This is a genomic window from Bacillus thuringiensis (assembly GCF_001182785.1).
Classification (GTDB): Bacteria; Bacillota; Bacilli; order Bacillales; family Bacillaceae_G; genus Bacillus_A; species Bacillus_A thuringiensis_S.
This window is the reverse complement of the sequence record NZ_CP012103.1, coordinates 19,606-44,967: the sequence shown is the minus strand read 5'-3', so window position 1 is coordinate 44,967 and position 25,362 is coordinate 19,606. Positions and strand designations below refer to the sequence as shown.

Sequence of the window (25,362 nt, the reverse complement as noted above, 5' to 3'; positions counted from 1 at the left end):
TCTCACCCCACCTTTTTCGTTATAAAACTTTCATATTTAACTCTTCCACACTTGTAACTCGCCATGTTTCATTTTCTTTTTTCATGATGATTCGTAACACATTGTTTACTTTTTCTTCTCGATTTTGTGTTGAATCTGTCGTGACATTTATAAATTCAGCTAACACATTTACCTCCTCTTTATCGGGTTCATTTTCTTGTAAATAAAACTTCATTTCTATTGGTTTCGTTTTATACGTATCTCCTAATTCGTATTTATCAGTTGGATAAAATTGTTGTAAAAGTTCCTCACTCATAATAGATTTTGCCTTTTCTTTTCGCTCGCTGTATCCTTCTTTTTCTCTGTGAAATGATAATTGTATAAACGTTTCGGCTGTCGATAAATACGCCCTTCTCTGTTGTTCTTGTGCGGAAGGAAGCACCTTATCCAATCGTTTTTTTAAGTCCTCATTTTGCTTTGTTAGTAATTCATTTGAAAGTTTTAACTGCTTTTCTTTGCCATCACTCATGGATTTTTTGCTCAAATAAATATTAAAAGCTGTCACACCTACAACTAAAATGACAAACACAATAAACAAGGATTTTCGTTTATCTTTCATAGTAATTTCCCCTTTACTTCGTAATATCGTTTAGTTGTCTAGTAGCATTCCAGTATGTTTGTATTGCTGTTTTTGCTGCATCTTCTGATGGAAAATTTGCTATCACCCATAAATAAGTTTTCCCTTCATAGTGAAATGTGTCATGTTCTATAAAGTGCGGTATCTCATTTTCTTTCAATTCTCGATGTAAAAGAAAATTTGAATCATCAACATTTTGTATCAAATAATTTGATGGTTTAATAACTTCATTTTTAAATTCCTCAAACGGCACTTCTATTAATTTCATTTTAATTTCCCCTTTACTTTTGTAATTTTTTAGAACCTTCTTACATGACCAGAAAAGACTTTTTTCCAATACGGATTATTTAAATCTTCAATAGAAACACCTTTATTCGTTTGGCATCCAATGAAAGTATTTTTATCAATTACAATACCAACGTGTCCGTCATGTTTGTAGGTATCAAAGAAAATAACATCACCCGGTTTCATATCATTTGCTGATACTTTTGTACCAATTTTATTTAATGTTTCCGTACTTACAGCGCCAATCGGACTGGTATACATTCCTACTTGTTCGAATGCCCAGCGTACAAAACTTGAACAATCAAAAATCCCTCTTGCGATGTCATTTGTGTTACGTCCTCCACCAAATACATAGGTAGAACGCCCTATCCATTGGCGACCTACATCGGCAACTTTTGAACCGCTACTTCCGCCACTTCCTGGATTTCCTCCTCCGCCAGAAACAACAGAACCCGGCTGATAATATTTTAAAACTGCGTCAACGTACAAAATATCGCCATAACACGCTTGATATGGTACGGCTTCTGGTCTAAGGCAATGGTACATTCCTGTGTGTTTCACTTTTTGATATTGTTGTTGTGAAAATTTGATGGCTAATTCTTTCGTATACTTACCACCATTTGCGCCAACAAAATCAAAAAATCCTGTCCCGAAATTGTAAGCTTGAAGGGCTGTTTTAATATGATCCATGTCCCCTGGACTCGTTACTCCGGCTCTTTCTATCGCATGTTTAAACTCCTGTACACCAGCCCAAATACTGTAATCCGGATCTGTAATACAGTTTGGTGATTTACAATATTTCGTATTAAAAGCGCCTTCGGAACTCTGCATCGGATCACTACCACGTCCTCCGCTCTCTTGCATCATTTGAGCAAGCATTAAAGCAACAAAAGGTTCTACACCAAAGGCTTTCGCATGCTTCCGAATCGTAGGTTCCCATTTCAAAACTTCGGGCGAAACATTCATGACTTGCCCTTCACCTGTATACGTAATATCACCCGTGTCTGTTCCACTATCACTCCCCATTGCCGCAATAAAAATGCTTACTACTCCAAGTAAAAGAAAAGAAAAAAGACCCATCACAAGTAGTGCTAAAGTGATGAGCCATTTCTTTGGTATAATCTTTAAAACTAGATGCATAGTATTAAGCACCTCCCCCGAATAACATCAATTCTTCATCTGTTACTTCTACATGAAAATGAATGTTTTTTACAGCCCCAATACTTAAGATGACATCCCCTGTTGGCAAATGTGGAATCGCTGCAATCTCACTTTCACTTAACTGTCCTGCAAATACTTTTCGTAACATATCTAAACTGTTATTATCTTGCTGCATAATAAATTTGTACTGTGTAAGTTCAAATAGCTTTTTAATTTCGTCAATCATTTCTTGTGAAGATCCTTCCGGTACAAAATCTCGAATTGTATGACTTGCATATAAAAGACCTGCAAAATATTTTCGATCTTCACGACTAAGTTTTGTTAAAAATTGTAGCGCATGGGCGCTTTCTTTTTTCGTATTTATAATATGATGTGCCTCGTCAATAATAATGAAATAACGAACTACATCTTCAAACGCAAGTTGCTTTTTGTTAAAGGCTTTTAATTGAGGCGCACCGTTTGAAATCATTTCATTCCAAAGGAGATTTAACACATTAAAAATCTGTGCCTGGAATACCTCTGGTTTAAAACTGGATATATTCCGTAAAGAAAAAGATACAACCTGTTCTTTCTTGAAATCTTCAATTGTAGTAGGCCCATCAAATAATTCTGCATATGCTTCTACTAAATTTACAAGATTCAATTCTATCAACTCTAAACGATGTTTTCTGCTTTCTCCTAAATTCTCATGGTGTTTTCTATTTTCTACATCCTCATATAATTCATCACGAACAAAAGATAAAAAGTTTGAGAAAATGGGATACTCGTTTGGTGTTCTTGTTGTAATTTCATTTTTCGCTCCTTTTTCGTCATTCCATAATCCCATACGAATATATAGTTTACGAAGTAAATTTTCATATTCTTTAATTTCATCATCTTTTGCTTCTGGTGCAATGAACCGATAAATAATTGTTAGTTTAGATAAATGCTGGGTAAAACTGACTTCCTCACTTTCTGCTGTCTTATATACTTGAAGTGGGTTAATCTGACCTTGTGATCCATCTAACGCAATTGTCTTTCCACCTAGCTCTTCTACTGTATCCGTAAACTCTTCTACAACATCAAATACCCGAACAAAGTGACCCTTACTTGCATAATCCACCGTTTTCTTTTTTAACAATGTTGATTTACCCGCACCAGACTTTCCAACCATTACACCGTTATAACTCTTTCTTTGATTGTCTTTATGAAAAATATCAAAAATAACATTTCCTTTTGTTTTCGTTGTTCCATAATACGTACCGTATGGATCGTGCAAATAAGAATAATGAAACGGACACCCACCAGCCAAACTGACTGCCGGAATTTCTTTCCCTTTTCTTCGGTTCACATAATTTTTTTGTGTATCAAAGCTCGTTACGAGTGCATCCCATTCATACTCTTGTTCATTTAAAAAGACAGCTCCTCGAAAATTATAAGATTCTAATGTTTCCAGGATTTCTTTTACTTGTTTTTCTAGCTCATCTATTGTTCTAGCGGAAACATAAATACGAATGTGAATACGTTTCATGACCTCACCTTGTTTCAAATCCGTATAAAGAGCTTCCAGCTCTAAAAATTCATTTTTCGCATCGATCCGATCTATATTATCCTTCGCTGTATCATGCCGAACACTTTGTTCACTCATGGATTTATTAATTGATTCAACTACTTCATTTCGATTATCACTCATGACATCTAATGTTGTGATCACATTTGGCATATTCATAATTTGCTCTAACCAAAAATCATTTACCTCTGTTGGATAATCATAGACATGAATGCAAGTACCTAATCCATCACCTGTTTGAAAATAACTTTCTTTAAAACTAATTCCCCCTTGCGGCTGAACTCTAGCCACTAAAAAGGGGTTGTAACCTTTCTTCTTTTTTAGTTCCTCTTGTTTTTCTTTTTTAGATTTTTTATTCTTGAACGCAAACATATTGTTGCCCCCTTACTACCATATATTTTTCGTTCCTAATTTTGCATTTTGATTAAACAATTTAAACATAAGCTCTAACTTTTTCTCTTCATCCACCTCTAATAGTTCAGTAGAGCGTTTGATATATCGTTTTGCTGCATCTACACGTTCTTTTACGATTAATTCCGTTTCTCCGTAAATAAATAAGAAGGCTTCACGATTGGTTCTGCCCCATTCTAAAAACTGCAGTTCTTTTAACTTTTGATTTAAAATTCGTTCATACAAAGGACTGGTACATTCTTTAATTTTCTTCTCAATATATCGTTGTTGTTCGGTTGTTTGACATGGGAAGTTTAAAAAAACGAGTTTAATGGACTGTTTGTAGGCTTGATAAAAATACGCATGTGAGAAGATAACAAATGCTTGCTCGTCGCTATTCTTAGAGAACATATCATCACCTTCCACTTGAAGAATTTCTAAAAACTCCTCATTTTTCAGTTCAAATATGCCATCCTCTGTCATGTCTACAATTTGCATAATTTCCGCAATACTTTTCTTTACCTTTGGTGGTGCTTCTTTCTTTTTTCTAGATAAAAAACCTAAAAGTTTTGGATTTTTCTTTTTCGAATCGTCTTTCTTTGGCTTTTCTTTCTTCTGTTTTTTTACTTTTGGTTCTACCTTTGGTTTTTCTTCTTTCTTTTTGTCGGGTACCACCTTTACAATTTCTTTTGGTTCAGAAATTGATTCTTTTACATTTTTTTCGTTAAATCGAAATGCATTTTTCTTCGGTCTTTCTAGTTGTTTTGGCTTTTCTTTCTCTACATCTTTTTCGCTGAATAACGCCATATGTGATCCCTCCCTTATTGATCGTTATCAATGGCGCAATATGCACCTTTCCTTCTTAGCAAAGTAATAATCAATACTTCATACATTCGTTTTTGAGGATTCGTACTTGGTCGCCAAATCATGATAATTGCAATAGCTACCATGAAAAGAATAAATGGTAACTGAAAGGACTCATGTACGAAGTTCCTAAGAATCATCGTTACAACTAATAAACCAATTAATAAAAAGAAATCTATTAAATAAAGCACTTTATTTATCCGTAATTCTGTACTGATTTCCTTCGGAATCCGATAGCTTCTCATCGGGATTCCCTCCTTTTCGACAATAAAAAATAAGCGTACGATTACGCTTATTTTTTATCCGTATTCTTTTTATTTTTGCTCACGATATCTCTCCAACTTTTACCCGTATTTTGACCCATTTGATAAAAACGCTTTGTATTTTGTACCGTTTCAGAAGTATTAATTCGTTCTTGTACTCCTCTTACTTTTTGTTTCACTGATGATGTCGTATGTTTAACTTTATCCGTTGTATATTGTCCCAATGTCCGTGTTTCCTTACTGCTACTTGCTGCCACTTCTTTATCACTTTCATAAGGAATAATTGGGCTACTATGTGCCACCGTTACGATGTCGGCTGATACCGGGCTACTTCCGCTTGGTGCTGATTTTGGCGCTTCCATTGGTGCCGGGCTTCCTCCACTTGGTACTGATCTTGGTGTTTCCACTGGTGCCGGGCTTCCTCCACTTGGTACTGATCTTGGTGTTTCCACTGGTGCCGAGCTTCCTCCACTTGGTACTGATCTTGGTGCTTCCACTGGTGCCGGGCTTCCTCCACTTGGTACTGATCTTGGTGTTTCCACTGGTGCCGGGCTACTTCCGCTTGGTGCTGATTTTGGCGCTTCCATTGGTGCCGGGCTTCCTCCACTTGGTACTGATCTTGGTGCTTCCACTGGTGCCGGGCTTCCTCCACTTGGTACTGGTCTTGATGCTTCTACTGGTGCCGGACTACTTCCGCTTGGTACTGGTCTTGATGCTTCTACTGGTGCCGGACTACTTCCGCTTGGTACTGGTCTTGATGTTTCCATTGGTGCCGGGCTTGATGTTTGACTTCCTTCACTTGTTCCTTGTCTTACTGTTCCTGGTGTTTGACTTCCTTCATTTGCTCCTTGTCTTACTGTTCCTGGTGTTTGACTTCCTTCATTTGCTCCTTGTCTTACTGTTCCTGGTGTTTGACTTCCTTTATTTGCTCCTTGTCTTACTGTTCCTGGTGTTTGACCTCCTTCATTTGCTCCTTGTCTTACTGTTCCTGGTGTTTGATTTCCTTCACTCGCTCCTTGTCTTACGCCTCCTGGTGTCTGGCTTCCTTCACTCACTCCTTGCTTTACCGTTCCTGGTATTTGACTTCCTTCACTTGCTCCTTGTGCTTTTCCAGCTTCTTTCATTTCATCTTGAAGACTAGCTGTTCCCGATTCTTGACCATTTGCTACCCCTAGATTTTCATTCCCTTCTTTTTTCATGTCTTCTTGAAGTGATGGCATACCACCATTCTTTTTATCTTCTTCCTTATTTAAGTTACCTTTTTCTTTTTCTTTTTCTTTTTCTTTTTTTGCTAAATCATTACCATTTGCTTTTTTCTGATCCGCTTTTTTCATTTGATCTTGCAAGGACTCTTTATTTTCAGATTCATTCCCTTTTTTCAAACCGCTTATAAGCCCTGCCACGCCACCTGTTGCCATCGCTGCCGCACTTGCTGTTTTAGCTGCTGCAACACCAGTTCCTTCTGCTGCACCTTTCGCCCCTTTTCCAATCATATTTCCGAGACTCTTCATAGGTTTTGAATTTGCGAGACTGCCAATTCCTTTACCAAGTGCGAAACCACCTACTAACATGCCCCAACTACTCTTTAATCCAATATCTATACCGAATAACCTTTCTACGGCTGCTGGACCATCTAGAACAGCCATACTAAATGCGGCTAAAGCAATCAGATACGGTACACCATTTAATTTGTCATGAAGAAAAGCTGTTCCTATTAGGTATAGCTTCAAAGATAGGAATATCATAATCGTTGCTATAAATATATTGAGGATATTAGATAATACAGCTTTTAACTTTTGACCATTCGCAACATCGGCTGGTGCTAATATATTTGCTAACAAATAGTTAAAAGACAATTCATAAAATAATCTAGCTAATTTAATACTTACTAACAACAAAGTTAATCCTGTTATCAGTAAAGTAAAGAATATGTTCCAAAAATTCCAATGCCAGCGATAATACTTTTCTGGAAAGAAATCAAACCATCCATCTTTTAATTCAGCTAAAGATGCGACTCCTAACGCATCCATAACTCTTTTATTCTGCAAAATTTTCTGACCATCATCCGATAAATTTTTATCCTTTGTGAACGCAAAATCTTTATCTATTTTTTCAGTAATATCTATCTGTCTAATATTTTTTTCAGGAATATTGTTTTTCGGATTCATATCCTCTTTCTTTTTCCATCCATTTTGATCTATTACTGCAACATCCGTTATATTCTTCTTAATAATTTCATCACTTAAAGAACCCTTTTGTTCAGATTTCACAACCGCTATGGCATCATCGGTGAACTTATCGACCTTTGTCATACCCGTACTTAATAAACAAAGTACACTCAATGTTACGAAAATATTGACGATAATTTGAGAACGATTCATTTGTTTGTTCATAATAAACATGTAGCCAATATATAAAAACGAAATGGCTAATAGAACAACAAACAATGGATATAACATATCAACAAAATTTTGTATTTCTGGTGAATTAAAGAATCCTTTAATCCCCAGTATGGCATCTGTCACACCTTCTAAAGCATCTACAACTAAAGATAAACCTACAATTAGGAACCATCCTAGCCAACGCAATACATAGTTCACGATGTCTCCTACTTGAAGATAATCCGAAAACGATTCTAAAACCTTTAAAATCTCTTTATCTTTCACGATTTACCCTCCTCTCATTCTTGCTATTGTCCCAATACTTCTTTTGCTGTCCAATTCACCCTTTCATTCAGTCTGTCGATACGAATAATCAATTTCCCTTTTTGTTCCCGATCTACTGAAAGGAAAAGAACCGCATCTTCTAGACCAAGAATGACCTCATTTTCTTCTGTTACAAATGGCGAGTAACTATCTAAAATCAATTGCATTTTATCCGTGATTGTCGGTACACACATTCCCTCTTCCTCCTTTATGTTTGGAATCAAAAAAGCACTCAATTATTTGAGTGCTTTTCTAACTTGTCACTTGTTCTTTTTCTTCTAAATCACGCAAGATTCGATTTATCTTGTTTTCGACTGCTTGATAAACACTTTTGTCGATATGGTCATTGTGAGCTAACATTTGAAATTCACTGTAAAACTCGCCCATTTCTTGATTTTCAACTTCATCTAATGATTTGCCTAACTGCGCTAAAAAGAACTTATCGACCAGTTTTAAAACCGCTAAATCAGATTCGAAAAATTCGTTAACCGTTTTTTCTTTCCAATTTTCAATGGAGAGGGAATCAAACGGATTATCTTCCTGCTGAAATGCCTCTTCCGGAATCTCTTCATCAATTCCCATCATTGTTGGCTCTTCTACTGGCTGCGGTGTCTCTATTTGAGAAGAAGCTTCTTGTTCTTGTACTTGTTCTGGTTCTGACGTTTTTTTCTCAATTTGTTCTGCTTTTCTCTCTCCTAGAAAATCTACAATAAGTGATTTTGGATTTACATCATCATGTAGAGAATCAATATCTATATCTAAAATAGATTTATCTGTATCGAACTCTACTCCCAAGTACTCCCATCTGTATTTTAAGGCTGTTTCCCCCGTATTATAAATCGGGCGAGGTCTGATCCGTTTTCTGTTATTATCCTGACGTTTTATGACACGAATAACGGCACTTTCTCCTTCTTTAAAATTCATAAGTTCATTTGCTGTTAACAATGGTCGTTGATCTAGACCTTCCGTTTTATTTTTATCAGTAGAAAGACCTTTTCCACTTCGGGAAGGTAGGTTAATTGTCTGATTCCCTAGTTTTTTGGACACTTTTTCGGCGGTTTCTTGATCGTTAGTTAGAATATAGATGGTATTCCCACAGTTTCCATCAATCGTATCTGCATCCTCACCATACTTATTTTTCAATTGTGCATATGCCTGGATTACAAGGTTAAAGCGAACATTTCTACCAAGACAAACCGTGATAATATTTGCCATTCCTTCAATACTCGGCATATTTCCAAACTCATCTAGGCAAAAAATCACTTCACGGTGACATTTTCCTCCACGAGCGAGGGATGCACCCTTTGCTAATATAAAATAAAGCTGCCTTACAAAAATAGAAGCAATCACATGGTTCGAAGAATCAAAGTCTGGCGTAATCATAAAAATAGCAACTGGTTTATTGAAATAATCCACTTTTGTTATTTTCATATCTTCATGTTCTTCTACTACTTTAAATTCTGTATGACCCGTTTTTTCATCTATTTTTGTAATAGAAATAGATGTTTTCGTTTGAGGATCTTCCTTTTCATTACATTGAATGGTATCTCCAACTTGTATTACTTGCTTAAAATCTAATGCAAAACGTCCTGTAATATCTGCCTTGATAGACTCCTTTGAGCCATCTGGAAATACAATTTCTACTCGTTTTCTAGGTGCTACTTTTCCTTTTATTGTTTTTCCAAAACCGACACGTTTTAAATCCACACTGTTTTCCGCTGTCATTTTAGCAATTTCATCAAATGTAAAAATAGAAAGTCCGTTCATTGTTTGAGTGAAAATTCCGCCTCGTGTCGTTCCTTTCGAGAAGTTTGAGGTTGCATATTGCATCTTGGCAACACTATCCGCTGGTAAACCTTCAAAGTATAAATCTAATGCATTTTGTGGATCTGCTTCCGGATCTATGATTACCTCTTTTGAACCAAGTTCTGATAACATATTTGCAACTGCATACATTGTGATTTTTTCTTCTGTACCCTCCGCAATACATTTATCTGTAACGGCTAATATCATGGCGTTACACAAGCTCATAGCGCACTGTTGCCAAAAAGGATCTTTTACAGTTGGGTTGTAATACAAAGTGTGTGAGAGCGTCTTACATAATGCCTGTGCCGTTGAATAATCTCCATCTTTATAGGCATCTTTAACAAGCTGCAATAAGTTATAACTCATAGAATCAAGTGGAGTTAACAGGTTCAAAACTTCAATGTGATAGCCTCGTTCTTCCAGCGTTTCTTTCGATGCACTGAAGAGCTCCCCTTTTGGATCATTAAAAATTAGGGAGGGTTTATGTTCCGCTCTAGAATAGACATCAATTGTAGGAAATACAAAGGTTTCCCCTTTACCAGAGCGTGTTGTACCAATGATTAAATTATTTACCGGACTATCATCAATAAATACCTTGTCACCTAATCGAGAGATAACAACACCACCGCCACCTTTAAATGATTCCTCTCGATCCGGTACAGCTCTATACTGCTTTTTCAACTCTTCAACTGTTGTAAAACGACTAGATCCTTTCTGATGATTATTTAAGTTTTTAAAGGAAGATTTCAATTTGTACACTGTTCTCGCTATAGTTCCAATCACTACAAGGAAAACAAGCATGTAGTAAATTGGATGTTCTGCAATTGGCATCTGAAAAAGAAATCCTACCTCCATATGAAATGGTTTAGGATGTAATAAATCACTAAATGTTGTTTCTATCAGCTCTAAAGATAAGTTGAGTAAAAAATTAGCGATCAAAAACATTCCAACAAACAAAAAAGCACTCAATGGAATGAGTACTTCTTTTTCAGCTAATTTATATTTGATTGATATCTTTTCACTATACATATCAAAGTACCACCTCTGTTCAATCCAGCTTCAAATTAAAAAGGTACTCTTTTTATGAGTACCTTTTTGGCAAAATCAGTTGTTTTCTCTTTATTTACTCGCTACCATCTTTTCATTTTGTTTCAGAACTGGCTTTTCTTGATTCGTTGTTTTCTCTGGTTCTGTCGGCTTCTCTGGGTTTGTTGGTTTTTCCGGTTCTGTTGGCTTCTCTGGATCTGTTGGTTTTTCTGGATCTGTTGGTTTTTCTGGATCTGTTGGTTTTTCTGGATCTGTTGGTTTTTCTGGATCTGTTGGTTTACCTGGATCTGTTGGCTTTTCTGGATCTGTTGGTTTCTCTGGATCTGTTGGTTTCTCTGGATCTGTTGGTTTTTCTGGATCTGTTGGTTTCTCTGGATTTGTTGGTTTCTCTGGATCTGTTGGTTTCTCTGGATCTGTTGGTTTCTCTGGATCTGTTGGTTTCTCTGGATCTGTTGGCTTTTCTGGATCTGTTGGTTTTTCTGGATCTGTTGGTTTTTCTGGATCTGTTGGCTTTTCTGGATCTGTTGGCTTTTCTGGATCTGTTGGTTTCTCTGGATCTGTTGGTTTTTCTGGATCTGTTGGTTTCTCTGGATTTGTTGGTTTCTCTGGATCTGTTGGTTTCTCTGGATCTGTTGGTTTCTCTGGATCTGTTGGCTTTTCTGGATCTGTTGGTTTTTCTGGATCTGTTGGTTTTTCTGGATCTGTTGGCTTTTCTGGATCTGTTGGCTTTTCTGGATCTGTTGGTTTTTCTGGATCTGTTGGTTTCTCTGGATTTGTTGGTTTTTCCGGCTCTGTCGGTTTCTCTGGATTTGTTGGTTTTTCCGGCTCTGTCGGTTTCTCTGGATTTGTTGGTTTTTCCGGCTCTGTCGGTTTCTCTGGATTTGTTGGTTTTTCCGGCTCTGTCGGTTTCTCTGGATTTGTTGGTTTTTCCGGCTCTGTCGGTTTCTCTGGATTTGTTGGTTTTTCCGGCTCTGTCGGTTTCTCTGGATTTGTTGGTTTTTCCGGCTCTGTCGGTTTCTCTGGATTTGTTGGTTTTTCCGGCTCTGTCGGTTTCTCTGGATTTGTTGGTTTTTCCGGCTCTGTCGGTTTCTCTGGATTTGTTGGTTTTTCCGGCTCTGTCGGTTTCTCTGGATTTGTTGGTTTTTCCGGCTCTGTCGGTTTCTCTGGATTTGTTGGTTTTTCCGGCTCTGTCGGTTTCTCTGGATTTGTTGGTTTTTCCGGCTCTATTGGTGGCCTTGGTTTTTCTGTCCCTGTATTTTCCGTATTACCATTCTCACCCTCCGTTATAATTGGTGGGTTCACAATTGCATCTGGTTTCTTCTCTGGTGGAAGAATATCTCCTATACTCGCTACTGAAGAATCAATAATTTGATCGCCAAATGCAAAATGATCTCCATTCACGCTGACTTGTGGCTTATTATCCGTAATAACTGCAATCACATTATCTTTTGTTGTATCTTGAAGTGTTTTATCTTTTGTTTCTTTATCAAAGAGTGCTAGAACACGAAAAGTGGTGTCATCCCCATTTTGAAGATTACTTACAATAGATTTTTCTTTAAAATTAATTTTTGATTTATCCAGTTCTTCGAGTACATAAGCAACTTCATTATCCTTACTTTGAATTGCGTTTTCTGTAATTGCTTCAAAATCATATTTGTTCAGATCTTCTTTCTTTTCATCTGGCTTATTCTTATCTACCTTTTTTGTAATAGCTGTTTTACTTTTAGATGATTCCTTACTTCCAAACCAACTGCACCCTGTCGTACTCAATATCAACGAACCTCCAAGAAAAACTATTCCCATTTTTTTGTACAGATTCTCATAATTTAAAGGCATGTTATTCTCTCCCCCTTAGATGTTCTGTAGATCTTTATCAATTTTTTCAATCTTAGCTTTCTTTTCTTCTTCACTTATCGTAGATTGTTGAATATCTCGTTTCTCTAATTCTTTGATCTCTTTCATTACGTTTTTATTTCCTTGCGTTTTGGCAAAAGAATAACAATCTTCATATTTTTTTAGATGTACAAAAGCTTCAACAATGAGTTTTTCACGTCTACCGTCCATATTGACTTTACCCTTAAGCTTAATTACCTCCTCATATTTCTTATTAAGTGCTGCCTTTTCAAAGTCGATTACATCATTTTTGACATCAATTTCATTGATTTTATTCATGTTGTCTATCCCAATAAAATAAGCAACCACACTTTCTGCAAATTTCGGCTCATATTGTAATGCCTTATTTGCCTTTCCATTTAATAAATAAGTAAATAGAACTGCCTTCTGACTATCTTTATCTAATTCTGTGTAATCGACCTTATCGAAGTATTTAACGGCTTCTCCATACTGTTGAATGGCTGCCTGTTGTAATCCTTTTACTACATATTGTTCAGAGCCAGCATTTGCACTCGAAACTGGTTCGGAGGAGAACAACTTAAAGGCAAATATGGCACCAGCTCCAATTAACACTACGCTTCCTATGACACTCGCAATAATCTTGAATCCTTTTCTATTTTCCTTTCCAGGCTTTACTACTGTTTTCACTTCATCCGCTGGACGATAAGAGGGTTCTTCCTTCCTTTCTGATGATTCTTCTTGATATTCATATTCTTCATGAAAAGGAGAATCATTGATTTCTCTTTCTAATGTTTCTAACAGCTCCTTCTTTTGTTCCTCTTGTTCTGGATCTAATTGCATCACATTCATTTTTTTAGAAATGTGATCAAAAATGTGATCTGCATATCTCGAACCAAGTGATAACGTACCGTTATAAATTTCATTAGAATGACCATCTAACAAATCGAAATCAATATGTTCTTGCCGCCCTGCCTCTCTATAAACTCGTTCTAATCGCTTCGTTAAGATATAAGCTTCATGAAACGAATATTGCTTACCCGACTCAATTTCTGTTCCATTGCTACTCTTAAAAATGACAAACATGGCTTCTCCTTTCTTCCATTCACTTTAAATTCCATGAAAAAAGGCAACAAAAAAAGCCATACTGTTTGCATAGCCTCCTCATTGCCTTAATTATATTTTTTCACTATTTCATCCAAAGAAACGGGAATAAGATTTGACCAAATTTCACATTGCTATTTACGCTCTCTGCTAAGTATTGGCATCCCATTACAATAACGAGTCCGGCTGCCCCACCAAGAAACCACCAAATACATTTATGTCTTCCTCGTTCACCGCCCCAAATTAATAGATAAGCACCCCAGCAAAATACAATCGCTGTACTAACCATTGCCCCCCTTTGCATCCATGCAATAAATGAATTCCCTGTATTAATTAGACCGTCCATCGCATCACCTAACACTAACATTTGAGATAATGTTTCCAACATTGACATATACATTCACTCCCTTTTCATTTTTAAGTGCTTATACGTTACTAAGCTGACTTGATTCATTCGCCTTGCTGTCTTCCTTTACTTCTGTTGATGTTGCTTTATAAGCCTGTAAAGCTTTCATTACTAAATCTTGATTTTCTTCAATGTATTTCTGATGATGTAAATGAAGCCAATGGTTATAATCCTGACCATTGGCTCTTAATAGGTTTGCTACCATATCTTTTTCTTTTTTTAATTCCCTTTGTGTAATCGCCACTATATCACCACCTTTCAATGATTATGTGATTATTTCTGATATTGCTCTTTGCAATTTTGGACAAAATAGGTAACTTCTTTTTCAAGTTCGGATTCTTTAAACTTAGAAAAATCAATATCTTTTTTTAGTTTTCCTTTTTCATAATAAGCGAGAGAATCCCTTCGTTGTGATAAGCCCCAATCATGAGGATTACTTGAACCTGGAATGTCCTCACGATTTTCATTCAACCCTCTTACTTGAATTTTTTCCTTTTCAGCTATATTCTTTACAAGAAAAATCCAATCATTACTATGTCTCATATTAGAATTCAACATAACAAAACCTGTGCCATCCTCACTCATGAACTTTTTCATTTCTAACGGACTAAGATCCATTACTTCCCCTTTTCCCGAACTAAAGACAAATGTTGAACCAATACCAATTGCAATTAACAGTCCAACAATAGCGGAAATGATCCACCCTTTACGACTCATTTATGTTCCTCCCGATGTCATATTTTTTCAAGCGATTTTGAAGTGTGATGAGACACATTTAAACTTCAACATCTATCTTTATCTTATAACATTTAAAGGAAAGTGGGATAGAAAATGGAAATATCATTTATGGCTGGAATGACGAACCCTGTATTGGCATGCGTATAGAGACTAATCCCGACCTAGCTTCTATATGCCCAATACCGCACTACGTATTTTGGCGTGAACGTAGAACCTTATGTATCTACTGTTGTGATGTTCCTCGCTTCTTCAGAATGTCAAAATGGGATATTCCTCACGAGTACTGACACAAACAGGTCTTTGATACAATGCATTTCCCAGTGGTCACAGATGAGTTTTACGATCTTACTCACCCAACGATAACCGTATACCTAACCCTTCTAGTGACCTTTCGAAGGGAGGCACGCATATATATTGAAAATCGTATACTATCCTTCTACATCATTACTGAAAGGAAAAGATACGCAATATATATTTAAATTGTCAAAGAGCAAGTTACTTTGTGCTATGTTCTCAGCACACTTCAAAATCGCTTTTTTTATTTACACTTTTGTTTGACAGCTACTAATTCCGCATGTTTATTTTTTCGTTTAGCAATTAAGTTTTGATGTTCATCCCTAACCGAGCGCACTTGATAATAAATTTGAGCTACCTTTTCGATGCTTCCTGTGCTATTTTCAATTGCGATGGTGCCTTTTAGTTCGTATGTTTTTCCATCAAAAGTTTTAACGCTATGAGCTTGTGATGCCGCAATATCATAAAATGTGAGTCTTTTTTCTTTTCCCATATGAACGCCTCCTATTTTTGATAAAGAAGGGAGAAAAACGCTTCTCCCTTGTCTAGTTTTCTAGCCATCTAGATAGGATGAAATAGTGAACAAGTGCCTTAGATCATGCTAGGATTGTTGTGTTATACGAGGTTATGATGCGTTGTGCTGCCTCTTTTCCGTATATGTGCTGTAATGCGGATTGAGATTCAACTACGATTAAATGCTGAATGTGGTATGTCGCGCTTTCTTTTAAAAACTGCTCCATATGAGGGATCGGGTACAAATCATATTGATGAAATACCAGGTGAATTGGTCTTATGTTCTTGCATTCTGTTAGATACTGAAGAAAATTAGATAATGCTTCTCCTCTCTCTTGATACGTATTTGTTTCCGTTTCTACACTGATGTACACAACAGATTTTTGTTTTAGATGCATTTGTAGCGTTTCATAACCAGTTAGTAAATCATGTTTGATGATGTGATACCCTTGTTTTCGTTTTTCGTGATGGGTATCTTCATAAAAGATACCTTTTGGATCAAAAATGAAAATAAAATCGTTGGCGTTTTCTTTTACACCTTCTATGACCGTTTTATACGCCCCAAATCGAGCTTTTATCACACCTGCAACCTTTTCCCCTTCATTCAGTTCTTTCAACGCTCTAATCACCTTTGTATACTTCTTAGCTACGCCTAACATGTATTGCACTCCTTCCTATTTCATTTTCCTCTTCTGATTGCTACTGAAACCAAAAATACTCTTTTTGTTCCCCTTGCTTTTCACGTTGATGTTTTTCAAGAATGTATAACAAAGTGACAGTTATCGCATCCCTTGTTTCTTTTGAATAAAGACCTAGCTCATGGAAGATATGATATGCTGGATGCTCATTTTCGAGCGAATTTACTACCTCTACCAAGCTACCTCTACCAAGTTCGCTTCACTCTCATACATTTTTTCCGTGAACTCAATAACTTTTTTCACATCTAGGTAATATAGGTTTTTATGCCGTTGATCCAGATACAAAATACTTCCTGCCAATAACTTTGTAGCGGATTCTATCCAATAATCATGTTGCTTTAATGGCTTAATTACAGTTTGAGCGATTGAAATTGCTTGCATCAATTCTTCAGGTAACCAAGCACTCTTGCGCTGCATAACGTCTTCCCCAGGTTTCCCTAAATTTTTCAGTTTACCGACGTAGATTTCTGGCATTTCATTTCATCTCCCTCTCGGTTTCTTATATCTTGCTCCCTATCCAAAAAACAACTGTCCAAATAGGAATTACGAGTATGCATGCATTTCGAAATCCAATAGCAAAGCCTAACGGATTTTCATCAATTTCGCTAAAATGAGCTTCATATTCTTTCATATTAAGATTGAGCTTTCTTACGGTTTCTTACTGCATATACAGCTCCAATTAAGCCAAGTACGACACATGCAAGACCAATCCATTTTATGTATGGATTTTCAGCTTTACCGCCTGTTGTTGGAAGATACGTTTCGATTTTCTTTGGTGTTTGTTCTAGTTGTGGTTTCTCTAGTTGTGGAATGACAGGTTTTTCGGTTACTTTTGGTTGTTCCGGTACCTGCGGTTGTGGTGCTTCTGGTTGCTCTGGCTTTTGTGGTATTTCTGGTTTTTGTGGTTGTTCTGGCTGTTCTGGTTTTGGTGTCTCTGGTGTAGGTGGTGTCGGTTTCTTCTGATCCTTCACCGTATGCTTAATAATTTGACCATCCTCTTTAATTTCAAAAGGGAATATCTCTTCATTCAGTAAATATCCGTCTGGTGCGAATGTTTCTTTATACGTGTACTTTCCATATGGAAGCTTAAATTTTGCAATGCCGTTTTCATCCGTTTTTCCTTTTGCAACTTCTTTTCCTTGCTCGTTAAAAATAGTAAATTCAGCGTTCGGAAGCTTATTGTTGCCATCTGCAATCTACCTTGCTAATCTCTAATTCTCCTGTGATGTGCTTATTTTTCGCTGTTAGCATGATTGTCTTTCCTTGTTCCGAGATACTAAAAGGAATAGATTCTTTCGTTAAAACATAGCCAGTTGGTGCTTGCTTCTCAACAAATGAGTATGCTCCAAATGATAAGTCTTTCACTTCAATCAAACCGTTTTTATCACTTTTGTGTTCACTTATTTTCTTCCCTTTACTATCTTGAAGAACGAACACTGCACCTTCTAATTTTTTATCTGGATTCTCTCCATCTACTTTTAGAAGTTGCACGTTTCCTTTTACTTCTTTATTTTCGACTGTGAATGTTAGCGTTTTTCCTTGCTCTTTAATCTCGAATGGATATTTAGTTTGATTCAGAAGATATCCTTCTACCCCTTTTGTCTCAACAAAATAATAATTTCCATACGGAAGATCCTTCACTTGTGCAATCCCTTGCTCGTTTGTAGTTGTTTTTGTGATTTCTTTTCCCTCTGCTGTATACACAGTGAACTCTACTTTTGGAAGTGTTTTTCCACTGTCACTTAATTTCTTAATCTCGATGTTTCCTTTTACCTTTGTATTTTGCACTGTAATTGTTGCAACCTCACCCGTTTTAGCTTCAATCTGTTGTGGCTGCCCATTCAGTATATAACCATTAGGTGATTTTACCTCTTTAAGATTATAAGTTCCGATTTCTAAACCAGAAAGGCTTGCTGAACCTTGCTCATTTGTTGTCATTGTGCCTACTTTTTGATTAGCACTGTTCATGACTTCAAACACTGCACCTTGTAGCAATTCTTTTTGTTCTCCTACTTTTACAACTTTCAATCCACCAAGAGATTTCCAGTTTACTTGTAGATCGGCACTCACTTTTTCCTCATTTTTTTCTAAAAGGACTGTTGCATCTTGGACTTTATCAGTTCCTTGATAAGCGACTGCCTGCAAATTAGAAAGATTAGATGTTACTTTTAAGGAAAAGTTACCTGTTTGAGAGGATTTCGGTATTAGAATACGGAATTGTTCACCTAAATTGAATTGTTGTTTCGCTTCACCTTTTGTAGAAACAACTTTCGTTCCATTCGGCGCATTAGCTAGTTGAACTGTAAATACACCGTTCTTAGCGTTACTTTCAATTTGATACACTGTCGTTTCAAAGTACTCACCGTTTAACTTTGCTTCTTGATTGTCTGTTGGTGTTACATTCATGTACAGGTCTTGTGTTTCCTGGCTTGCATTTGCACCACCAATAATAGCTTTTACAGCTTTCGCAACATTTCCATTACGATGCTGAACTTCATTAATGTCAATTTGACCTAACGCTGTCCAAACACTAAGCTGTGTCGCATAATGCGCTTCTTTCCAGTTAGAAACACCTAATTCTTCTGGACTCTTTTGTGGATATCCATTTAGAAGAACCCGATACACAATATCATCTGTACGCCCCATTTCTGGAAGATCATTACCGTTAGGACTTAATTTTCCATACGTTAAGCAATACGCAATTTGCCCATTCGTATTCTTCAACAACTCTGTCCGTAGGTCTTTCCCATACATGGGACTAAAACTCCAATCCATTTCGTATTTCTCACGATTGATGACTTCAGCACTTGCCTTAGTAAGTGGAAATACAAAACTTAAGACAATTAGAATCATACTCATAGCAATGAGTAACGTTTGATACGATCGTTTCAACATACTAACAGCTCCCTCAAATGATATGCAGTTTTCAAAGATCAGTTTTTGAATCATTAATTCTATTTGAATTACTAGTTTTTTTTACTATAATTAATCGTATATGGTTACTTTTTATCTTTAAATTAACAAAAGTAACCTTTTTAAAGTTATTCTCGAACTCGATAATAAGTTGGTACAAAAAAGTACTCTACAGGCTTTTCAAAAAAAATCGAAATTTTTTCTGCTCGTTCAGCATTAACGCCAGATGTGCCTTTTTCTATAGAATGTAGCACTTGTGGACTAATGTTTAGTATTTGAGAAAGAAACTCTAAGGAATAATTCCGTGCTTTTCTCTCATGCTTTAAAGACATTTCATAACCTCCTTTCGGTTATCTTTACAAATATCATATATCACTTTTAAAGTTAAAACAACTGTTTTTTTAATATTTATTGATATTTTTATCACTTTTAAAGTTAAATAACCCTCTTCGGAGTTATAACAGACGTATATCTTACCAAAAATCGCACATCATATCATATCAATTAAGAGGGAGGAAAATAAAATGAGTATTTTTGGAGCACGTGTAAAAACACTAAGACTAGAAGCCGGATGGAGCATGAAACAGCTAGGTGAAAAAATAGGAGAAGTTAGTGGAACAAGTTTCGCTCAAACAACCGTTTCAAATTGGGAAAATAAAGGGGCTGAACCTCCATATAGTGTTTTAATAGTTATAGCTAATCTTTTCCAAGTCAGTACAGATTATTTGGTTGGCAATACTCAAACCATTCAAAATAGGGAATTGGCAATAGAAGGAAATCAAACAAAAGTGGATATTAATATAGAAGATACAGAGGGCGAACAAAATCACGAACTGCCTTTTATGACACATGATCTTTATGAAGATCTACTTACATTACCACTAAACAAAAAAGAACAATTAGAGAAACAACTTCATGAATACACAGAATTTATTAGTTATAAGTATGACAAATTACAAGAAGAATATATGAATTTCAGAAAATATATCCAATACGAAATTAAAGCCTCCAGTTCAAATTAACCGGAGGCTTTAATTAAGTTACATTTTTTTATTCTTACATTAACGATTGATATCTCATAATAATAGTTATACAATAGGGCATATAAAGAAATTCAACCTTATTATGGTTAAAAAAACAAAAAATAAACCCTACCACAACCTGTTTTTAATTGGCATATCACTTTGGCGGGTGAACCAATTAAAAACTCAATCAGAGTAGGGGGTTTATTTATTATTATATTTTCTACATATTTATTATAGCATGTGAAAAATATAATGTGAATAAAAACCTCTACTTTTCCAGCATTTTTCTGTTTATTTGTGGTGGAAAAAAATAGGAGGTTTTTTCGTGTTATTAAACAACTTTTTGCTTAGTCGAGCAAAAGCTGAATTAAGTCCTCGAATTAAACATTTACCCAAAACACCTGGAACTATTAATCAATCAATCAAGAAAGTTACTACTTATATTGATAATATTGTCCATGATGAATATGAAGGTGTTACCACAAAAGATTATCTTACCAAAAGACAATTTGAAGCCTTTGAGACTATCTTATCTTATTTGGTACAAGAAGGTTATGCCCAAGTAAGGCAAGAACACATTTGTAAAAAATCGGGTATTTCTAAACCCATTATTAATTACGTGTTGAATTGGCTGCAAGATTTAGGAGTATGCCAACAAATAAAGGTAAGACGGCACGGAAAGATTGCTCCTTCCGTTTACATCTTGACTATGCATAACAATTATTTAAAAATCATTGAATACTTCAAGGTAAAATGGGCTTTAGTTATTGATATATGCTCTACTTTCACAGAGTTTTTAAAGAAGAAAATTTCACAAGGAAAAAGTGAATCTGAAGATGAAAATCAAATATCTGTTTCTTCTAATGGATTAGATATTTTTGATATTAAAACGGAAAAAGAATTACAATCTGAACCTACTTCTACTCAGAAGCGAGAAGAAGACTTAAACACTTATTTAAGTGAAGATCAGAAAAGAGCTTACCACCATATAATGAGTCAACGTGTAACAAATTTAACTGAAAATGATGCTTATGTAATTGCTTTAAGATTGCCACCAGATTTAGATATCTTAGGAACGTCTGGTGAGTGGGCTTTTGAAGAATCTGTTAAATGGTTTAGAGATAACAAAGCTGATTATAGCGCTCCGGCTCATTTTATGAAAATGTTTAGTGAAAAATTAAATTTTTATCAAAAACAAAGAATAAATGAATCTCAAAAACATCTTGCAAATATGGGAATAGATAAAAAGAATAATAGTACAATCCCATTCGATTTATTCAAAAAAATGCTTGTTCCGAACCCTTAAACCCTATTTTTCAAAAAATAATTATCATTTAGCCTTGCTTGAAAAAATCACACATAGCAAGGCTATTCGTCATGCCTTTATTTATCCCCCACTTTCTTTAAATATCTGAAGAAACTTAAAGAAAAACGTAACCTCACTTTGCATCAAAAACTTTCACTTTCCACTTTAAATTCTAGTAAAATAACCTCCCTTTCCGAGACTTAATATTCAGAAATTTACCCACATATTAACTTAGAGATTTACTAAGCTCAAATTCTAAATTGCTTGTAAGAGTAAGACTCAAAGACTATATTTTTTTCTAATGTATTTATTGGTTTTACTTTTTTAAAACAAGATTTAATAAATAGAGTAATTATATTTTTAATTTGTATTTAAAAAAGTGAATTTTGTCATTCCTTAGGGAGTAAATACTTTTTACTAATGATAATTACAATAATCTTAAATTAAGCTAAAAAGATTCCCTATCAATTTACAATTTAAAACATGGTATTAATTCGTTCATATTACTTTTTGTAGGAAAAGCATATGTTTTAATTTTAAATAGCAATTTTTAACGAAGTTTAGGGATTCCCTTTATATAGAAAAAAATAAAATCATAGGATTTTTAATAATTAATGTGGAAACGTTCTATATAAAAAATAAAGGAGGGCGAACAGTTGCAAGAACGCTCATTTTGGACAAAAGATGTTGCCGAACGCTTAGAAATAGGTACAAGTACGCTTAGAAAATGGTGTATAGCCTTAGAACAAGAACAATATTCTTTTGTAAAAGGTGCAAAAAATAGTCGTGCTTTTGTTCAAAAGGATATTAAAGTACTAGAACAGATGAAAAAGCTGATCCAAGAGGCTGGAATGAGTATTGAAGGAGCCGTGAAGGTTGTTTTATCTGTTCCTTTTGCTGAAATTGAAACAGATAATGATTTAGAGGATGGTGATAGAACGCCTAGCGTTCTATCCGAGAACGTAATGAATTTACCTAAAGAATTTATAGAACAATTACTTCAAGAACAGATATTACTAAAGGAGAAAATTCAACAGCTCGAACGTATTGAGATCATGAATGCCGAACGGTTAGAACGCATGGAGAACAGATACAATGAACGAGATAATTTGCTATTAACACATGTTAGAGAGATCCAAGAAACTAAACAACTTTTAGTAGCATCTCAAAATAAACAAAAAGAAAAAAAATGGTGGGAATTTTGGAAATAACACATTTAAAACAAATCATTTTAAATTAGAATGATTTAAAATGGATGTATTAGATTAACTCTTTTTGAAGTTACACACAAATTATAAATCATTTTAAATGAAAATAAATTATTTTAATTTAAAATGATTTATTTTCATTTATTTATGTTGATTTTTCTGGTTAATTATAGTAAAATGTAATTAAGATAAGTTAAAATGATTTAAAATAAGTTCTTTTCAATAAGAAAGGGGTAATATAAATGAAATTCAATTATTTTGTAGAAGATGACAATGGGAATTCCGAGAAGAAGATTACAATTAATGGAGAAATGATAAAATTTCCAAACACATATAGTTATGTGTATAAAGAGCCTGTTCCGCAAGATAAAAAAATTGAAGAATTAGTGCATGGATTAATTAATAATATGGATGTTACTGTTAATTCTTCAGCTTTGAAAGGTCAAGTAGCTCAAAGGGTGTTTGTAGGAGAACGTGCCATTCGCTCTGGTGAAGATCTTCAGAATCTTAACATTAAATCAAACCGTGGTAAGCATAGACAAGATACTACAATTATGACAACAGTTAGTGCAATTGCTTGTCGTTCGGTTCAAGATATGTTTAAAGATCAAAACTCAATAGAAGAAGGTACAAATATAGAAGCAATTGTTTCTATGGTTACAGCTTTACCAGCTAGTGAATGGACAAAAGAAAAGGCAAAACAACTCTCTGAAAGGTTTACAAATAGTAGTCACCATGTAACGGTAACTGTAGGTGATTTGAGAGTTTATGTAACTTTGAAATTTGAAAAAGTAATTGTTGTACAAGAAGGGACTATTGCCCTATTTGCTTTAATCGAGGATGGTAATGGGAAATATAGAAACGATGAAATATTTAATGAGTTTAAAGAAACTTATGATATGAAAGATATAACGGGTGAATACTTCCAAGAAAAACGTCTTCTACACATAGACATTGGTGACGGAACAACAGAATATGTTGTTACAAAAGGCTACGATTATGATAATGATCACAGTTCGGGAGAAAGACATGGTATAGGTCATGCGATTGAACGTGCTAAAAAAGATTTCGAAGATGAATGGGGTTTTGCTATACAAAGACAAGAGTTTGCCGGATATCTAAAAGAAGAGCATCCTAAATATTATGAAGATGCTAAGAAGTTCTTAGCAAGAGCTAAATTTAATTTAGCTGATGAAGTATTAGATACTGCGGAAACTAAATTACAAGATTTAAAATATGACGTAGAAGTCGTGGTTGTCTATGGCGGTGGAAGTATCCAATTAAAAGAAAATCTTTTCGAAGATCTAAAAGAAATTTGTGATTCTAAAAAAATTAAAATATTATGGATTAATGCTAAGAACGCAACAGAAATGAATGTTAAAGGCATGACAGTATTTAGTTCAATTGCATTTCAAAAAGAACAAGTAAAATAGGTGATTATGATGGCTAAACCAAAAGCGATTCAAATTCCATTATCGGAGAAAATGCGTCAAAGATGTCCAGAACTATTTGTTTGGATAGAATCACAGGAAAACCCTAATGAAGCTACAAGAAAGGTGTTAGAACATTTTATAGCGTTATACGGGACACAAAGTGTCGATACCGAAGAGATTAAGCTTGGAATGGCAAAAGACTTGTTAAGTGCAAAAGGCATGCTACAAGGAGATATCCCAAGAGGTTTACCTTCCAAATCACCTTTAACGTACAAACAGCCAGAAGAGGGTAATGTAATTGAAGAAGTTGAAAGCTCAATAGTAACTGCAAATGAAGATGATCAGCCAAAAAATGTTCATATTGAAAAATCGAAAGAAAAAACCCAAGAAGATCCAGTAAATAAGCCTATAAAAAGAAATATAGATATGAACAAGTGGACGAATTAATAATTTTCTAAAATGAATTTTAAAAGTTACATTTTTATGAGAAGAAGCAAAAAACAACAAGATGCATAATGACATGAGGGAGTGCTTACTTATTAGAGAAGGCACTCCATTTTTGTATTTTAAATAAGAGATGTTTTATTTAATACATACTTTTACACAATGAAAGTGGTGAGTTTATGGAAATGCAAAGTAGTAAACCAAAAAAGCGACCTCATTTTTTAAAATCTTTGATGTTTTGGTTATTTATTCTTATCGTATTGTTCTTATTTAAATCATTCATTTTACAAATTATTGGAATTATATTGATTACTGCTTTTATCTGTCTAGGGTTTTATTATCTTGGTTATTTATTATTTGGAATAATTGCTTTAATTATTGTTCTAGCAAGTGTAATATGTGCCATTTGTGTATTAGGATATTTTTTATAGTTTTAAAATATAAGTACAATTATTTCTTGAAAATTTGTAAACCAGTTAAGGATCATCAATTTGTTTACTTTTAGAAGGTTCTTCAAATTTGAGGATTTTCTATTATTTTATGAGAAAAGGGAGTTATAATCATTAAAAATTAATGATTATAACTCCCTTTATATACAACATTCTTATCCTGTATTCCCATCTGCCATCATATATACGGAGTATTTATGTATATTCGGATTTTCTTTACTTGGAGTGTTTAACCCTATAGTCATAATTCCTACTGCCATAATACTCATTAAAATAATTTTCATTTTCCTCATA

25 protein-coding genes and 2 pseudogenes are annotated in these 25,362 nt (G+C 34.9%); 6 read left to right on the top strand and 21 right to left on the bottom strand.

Features of this window, described 5'->3' with window-relative positions; translation table 11 throughout:
- Window positions 1–19 precede the first annotated feature (19 nt).
- From AC241_RS31720 to AC241_RS31630, 20 genes and pseudogenes are all read right to left on the bottom strand, one after another.
- Window positions 20–598 carry a hypothetical protein gene (locus tag AC241_RS31720; protein ID WP_017674551.1) on the bottom strand — a complete coding sequence of 193 codons (579 nt, stop codon included), beginning with the start codon at window positions 596–598 and terminating at the stop codon, window positions 20–22.
- 13 nt (window positions 599–611) lie between these two features.
- Window positions 612–884: a hypothetical protein gene (locus AC241_RS31715; RefSeq protein WP_050845698.1), complete on the bottom strand. Its 273-nt coding sequence runs from the start codon at window positions 882–884 to the stop codon at window positions 612–614.
- A gap of 29 nt (window positions 885–913) precedes the next feature.
- Entirely contained in the window at window positions 914–2,041 is a 1,128-nt protein-coding gene (locus AC241_RS31710) for a bifunctional lytic transglycosylase/C40 family peptidase (RefSeq protein WP_000550845.1), read from the bottom strand.
- A gap of 4 nt (window positions 2,042–2,045) precedes the next feature.
- Entirely contained in the window at window positions 2,046–3,983 is a 1,938-nt protein-coding gene (locus AC241_RS31705; protein WP_050845697.1) for a VirB4 family type IV secretion system protein, read from the bottom strand.
- 15 nt (window positions 3,984–3,998) lie between these two features.
- Complete coding sequence (locus AC241_RS31700) at window positions 3,999–4,808, bottom strand: TraC-like domain-containing protein (RefSeq protein ID WP_050845696.1); 810 nt, start codon at window positions 4,806–4,808, stop codon at window positions 3,999–4,001.
- A 14-nt stretch (window positions 4,809–4,822) separates the two neighbouring features.
- Window positions 4,823–5,110: a DUF5592 family protein gene (locus AC241_RS31695; RefSeq protein ID WP_001258281.1), complete on the bottom strand. Its 288-nt coding sequence runs from the start codon at window positions 5,108–5,110 to the stop codon at window positions 4,823–4,825.
- A gap of 47 nt (window positions 5,111–5,157) precedes the next feature.
- Window positions 5,158–7,794, bottom strand: coding sequence for a pLS20_p028 family conjugation system transmembrane protein (locus AC241_RS31690; RefSeq protein ID WP_050845695.1), 2,637 nt, complete (start codon window positions 7,792–7,794; stop codon window positions 5,158–5,160).
- Between the two features lie 23 nt (window positions 7,795–7,817).
- The gene (locus AC241_RS31685) at window positions 7,818–8,027 is read right to left on the bottom strand and encodes a hypothetical protein (RefSeq protein WP_000338017.1); all 210 of its coding nucleotides are present in this window, start codon (window positions 8,025–8,027) and stop codon (window positions 7,818–7,820) included.
- Window positions 8,028–8,085: 58 nt separating this feature from the next.
- Window positions 8,086–10,668, bottom strand: a complete 2,583-nt coding sequence (locus tag AC241_RS31680) for a VirD4-like conjugal transfer protein, CD1115 family (protein WP_050845694.1) — start codon at window positions 10,666–10,668, stop codon at window positions 8,086–8,088.
- 90 nt (window positions 10,669–10,758) lie between these two features.
- A complete protein-coding gene (locus AC241_RS35610) occupies window positions 10,759–12,456 on the bottom strand; it encodes a hypothetical protein (RefSeq protein WP_230690667.1) in 1,698 nt (565 codons plus the stop codon).
- A gap of 81 nt (window positions 12,457–12,537) precedes the next feature.
- Entirely contained in the window at window positions 12,538–13,623 is a 1,086-nt protein-coding gene (locus AC241_RS31670; RefSeq protein ID WP_050845692.1) for a hypothetical protein, read from the bottom strand.
- Between the two features lie 103 nt (window positions 13,624–13,726).
- Entirely contained in the window at window positions 13,727–14,035 is a 309-nt protein-coding gene (locus AC241_RS31665; RefSeq protein WP_000062188.1) for a hypothetical protein, read from the bottom strand.
- 31 nt (window positions 14,036–14,066) lie between these two features.
- Entirely contained in the window at window positions 14,067–14,291 is a 225-nt protein-coding gene (locus AC241_RS31660; protein WP_001018798.1) for a hypothetical protein, read from the bottom strand.
- Window positions 14,292–14,320: 29 nt separating this feature from the next.
- Entirely contained in the window at window positions 14,321–14,764 is a 444-nt protein-coding gene (locus tag AC241_RS31655; protein WP_000087501.1) for a hypothetical protein, read from the bottom strand.
- A 559-nt stretch (window positions 14,765–15,323) separates the two neighbouring features.
- Complete coding sequence (locus AC241_RS31650) at window positions 15,324–15,572, bottom strand: hypothetical protein (protein ID WP_000514061.1); 249 nt, start codon at window positions 15,570–15,572, stop codon at window positions 15,324–15,326.
- Window positions 15,573–15,675: 103 nt separating this feature from the next.
- The gene (locus AC241_RS31645) at window positions 15,676–16,251 is read right to left on the bottom strand and encodes a TraM recognition domain-containing protein (RefSeq protein WP_050845691.1); all 576 of its coding nucleotides are present in this window, start codon (window positions 16,249–16,251) and stop codon (window positions 15,676–15,678) included.
- 40 nt (window positions 16,252–16,291) lie between these two features.
- Window positions 16,292–16,764: pseudogene (locus AC241_RS31640) on the bottom strand (TRAG family protein).
- 25 nt (window positions 16,765–16,789) lie between these two features.
- The gene (locus AC241_RS35810; RefSeq protein WP_268998446.1) at window positions 16,790–16,921 is read right to left on the bottom strand and encodes a hypothetical protein; all 132 of its coding nucleotides are present in this window, start codon (window positions 16,919–16,921) and stop codon (window positions 16,790–16,792) included.
- Window position 16,922: 1 nt separating this feature from the next.
- A pseudogene (locus tag AC241_RS31635) lies at window positions 16,923–19,185 on the bottom strand (SpaA isopeptide-forming pilin-related protein).
- Window positions 19,186–19,331: 146 nt separating this feature from the next.
- A complete protein-coding gene (locus tag AC241_RS31630) occupies window positions 19,332–19,535 on the bottom strand; it encodes a helix-turn-helix domain-containing protein (RefSeq protein WP_050845690.1) in 204 nt (67 codons plus the stop codon).
- Between the two features lie 192 nt (window positions 19,536–19,727).
- Here AC241_RS31630 and AC241_RS31625 point away from each other — a divergent pair, with 192 nt between their 5' ends.
- From AC241_RS31625 to AC241_RS31600, 6 genes are all read left to right on the top strand, one after another.
- Window positions 19,728–20,225: a helix-turn-helix domain-containing protein gene (locus tag AC241_RS31625; protein ID WP_050845689.1), complete on the top strand. Its 498-nt coding sequence runs from the start codon at window positions 19,728–19,730 to the stop codon at window positions 20,223–20,225.
- Between the two features lie 328 nt (window positions 20,226–20,553).
- A complete protein-coding gene (locus AC241_RS31620; protein ID WP_050845688.1) occupies window positions 20,554–21,534 on the top strand; it encodes a hypothetical protein in 981 nt (326 codons plus the stop codon).
- 656 nt (window positions 21,535–22,190) lie between these two features.
- On the top strand, window positions 22,191–22,745 hold the full coding sequence (locus AC241_RS31615) for a DUF3967 domain-containing protein (protein WP_050845687.1): 555 nt from the start codon (window positions 22,191–22,193) through the stop codon (window positions 22,743–22,745).
- A gap of 239 nt (window positions 22,746–22,984) precedes the next feature.
- Window positions 22,985–24,175, top strand: coding sequence for a ParM/StbA family protein (locus AC241_RS31610; RefSeq protein WP_050845686.1), 1,191 nt, complete (start codon window positions 22,985–22,987; stop codon window positions 24,173–24,175).
- Window positions 24,176–24,184: 9 nt separating this feature from the next.
- Complete coding sequence (locus AC241_RS31605) at window positions 24,185–24,622, top strand: hypothetical protein (protein ID WP_230690666.1); 438 nt, start codon at window positions 24,185–24,187, stop codon at window positions 24,620–24,622.
- Window positions 24,623–24,798: 176 nt separating this feature from the next.
- On the top strand, window positions 24,799–25,050 hold the full coding sequence (locus AC241_RS31600) for a hypothetical protein (protein WP_050845684.1): 252 nt from the start codon (window positions 24,799–24,801) through the stop codon (window positions 25,048–25,050).
- Window positions 25,051–25,223: 173 nt separating this feature from the next.
- Here AC241_RS31600 and AC241_RS34555 read toward each other — a convergent pair whose 3' ends face one another.
- Window positions 25,224–25,361 (bottom strand): Phr family secreted Rap phosphatase inhibitor, encoded by a 138-nt coding sequence (locus AC241_RS34555; RefSeq protein ID WP_098645866.1) that lies wholly within the window; start codon window positions 25,359–25,361, stop codon window positions 25,224–25,226.
- Between the last annotated feature and the right edge of the window lies 1 nt (window position 25,362).

Coding starts and splice junctions, on each gene's coding strand:
- AC241_RS35810 (WP_268998446.1), bottom strand. CDS start 16,921: ATGAAAGAATATGAAGCTCATTTTAGCGAAATTGATGAAAATCCGTTA.
- AC241_RS31670 (WP_050845692.1), bottom strand. CDS start 13,623: ATGTTTGTCATTTTTAAGAGTAGCAATGGAACAGAAATTGAGTCGGGT.
- AC241_RS31715 (WP_050845698.1), bottom strand. CDS start 884: ATGAAATTAATAGAAGTGCCGTTTGAGGAATTTAAAAATGAAGTTATT.
- AC241_RS31610 (WP_050845686.1), top strand. CDS start 22,985: ATGAAATTCAATTATTTTGTAGAAGATGACAATGGGAATTCCGAGAAG.
- AC241_RS34555 (WP_098645866.1), bottom strand. CDS start 25,361: ATGAGGAAAATGAAAATTATTTTAATGAGTATTATGGCAGTAGGAATT.
- AC241_RS31700 (WP_050845696.1), bottom strand. CDS start 4,808: ATGGCGTTATTCAGCGAAAAAGATGTAGAGAAAGAAAAGCCAAAACAA.
- AC241_RS31695 (WP_001258281.1), bottom strand. CDS start 5,110: ATGAGAAGCTATCGGATTCCGAAGGAAATCAGTACAGAATTACGGATA.
- AC241_RS31655 (WP_000087501.1), bottom strand. CDS start 14,764: ATGAGTCGTAAAGGGTGGATCATTTCCGCTATTGTTGGACTGTTAATT.
- AC241_RS31645 (WP_050845691.1), bottom strand. CDS start 16,251: ATGTTAGGCGTAGCTAAGAAGTATACAAAGGTGATTAGAGCGTTGAAA.
- AC241_RS31680 (WP_050845694.1), bottom strand. CDS start 10,668: ATGTATAGTGAAAAGATATCAATCAAATATAAATTAGCTGAAAAAGAA.
- AC241_RS31665 (WP_000062188.1), bottom strand. CDS start 14,035: ATGTCAATGTTGGAAACATTATCTCAAATGTTAGTGTTAGGTGATGCG.
- AC241_RS31705 (WP_050845697.1), bottom strand. CDS start 3,983: ATGTTTGCGTTCAAGAATAAAAAATCTAAAAAAGAAAAACAAGAGGAA.
- AC241_RS31710 (WP_000550845.1), bottom strand. CDS start 2,041: ATGCATCTAGTTTTAAAGATTATACCAAAGAAATGGCTCATCACTTTA.
- AC241_RS31650 (WP_000514061.1), bottom strand. CDS start 15,572: ATGGGAAAAGAAAAAAGACTCACATTTTATGATATTGCGGCATCACAA.
- AC241_RS31600 (WP_050845684.1), top strand. CDS start 24,799: ATGGAAATGCAAAGTAGTAAACCAAAAAAGCGACCTCATTTTTTAAAA.
- AC241_RS31685 (WP_000338017.1), bottom strand. CDS start 8,027: ATGTGTGTACCGACAATCACGGATAAAATGCAATTGATTTTAGATAGT.
- AC241_RS31720 (WP_017674551.1), bottom strand. CDS start 598: ATGAAAGATAAACGAAAATCCTTGTTTATTGTGTTTGTCATTTTAGTT.
- AC241_RS31630 (WP_050845690.1), bottom strand. CDS start 19,535: ATGTCTTTAAAGCATGAGAGAAAAGCACGGAATTATTCCTTAGAGTTT.
- AC241_RS31625 (WP_050845689.1), top strand. CDS start 19,728: ATGAGTATTTTTGGAGCACGTGTAAAAACACTAAGACTAGAAGCCGGA.
- AC241_RS31605 (WP_230690666.1), top strand. CDS start 24,185: ATGGCTAAACCAAAAGCGATTCAAATTCCATTATCGGAGAAAATGCGT.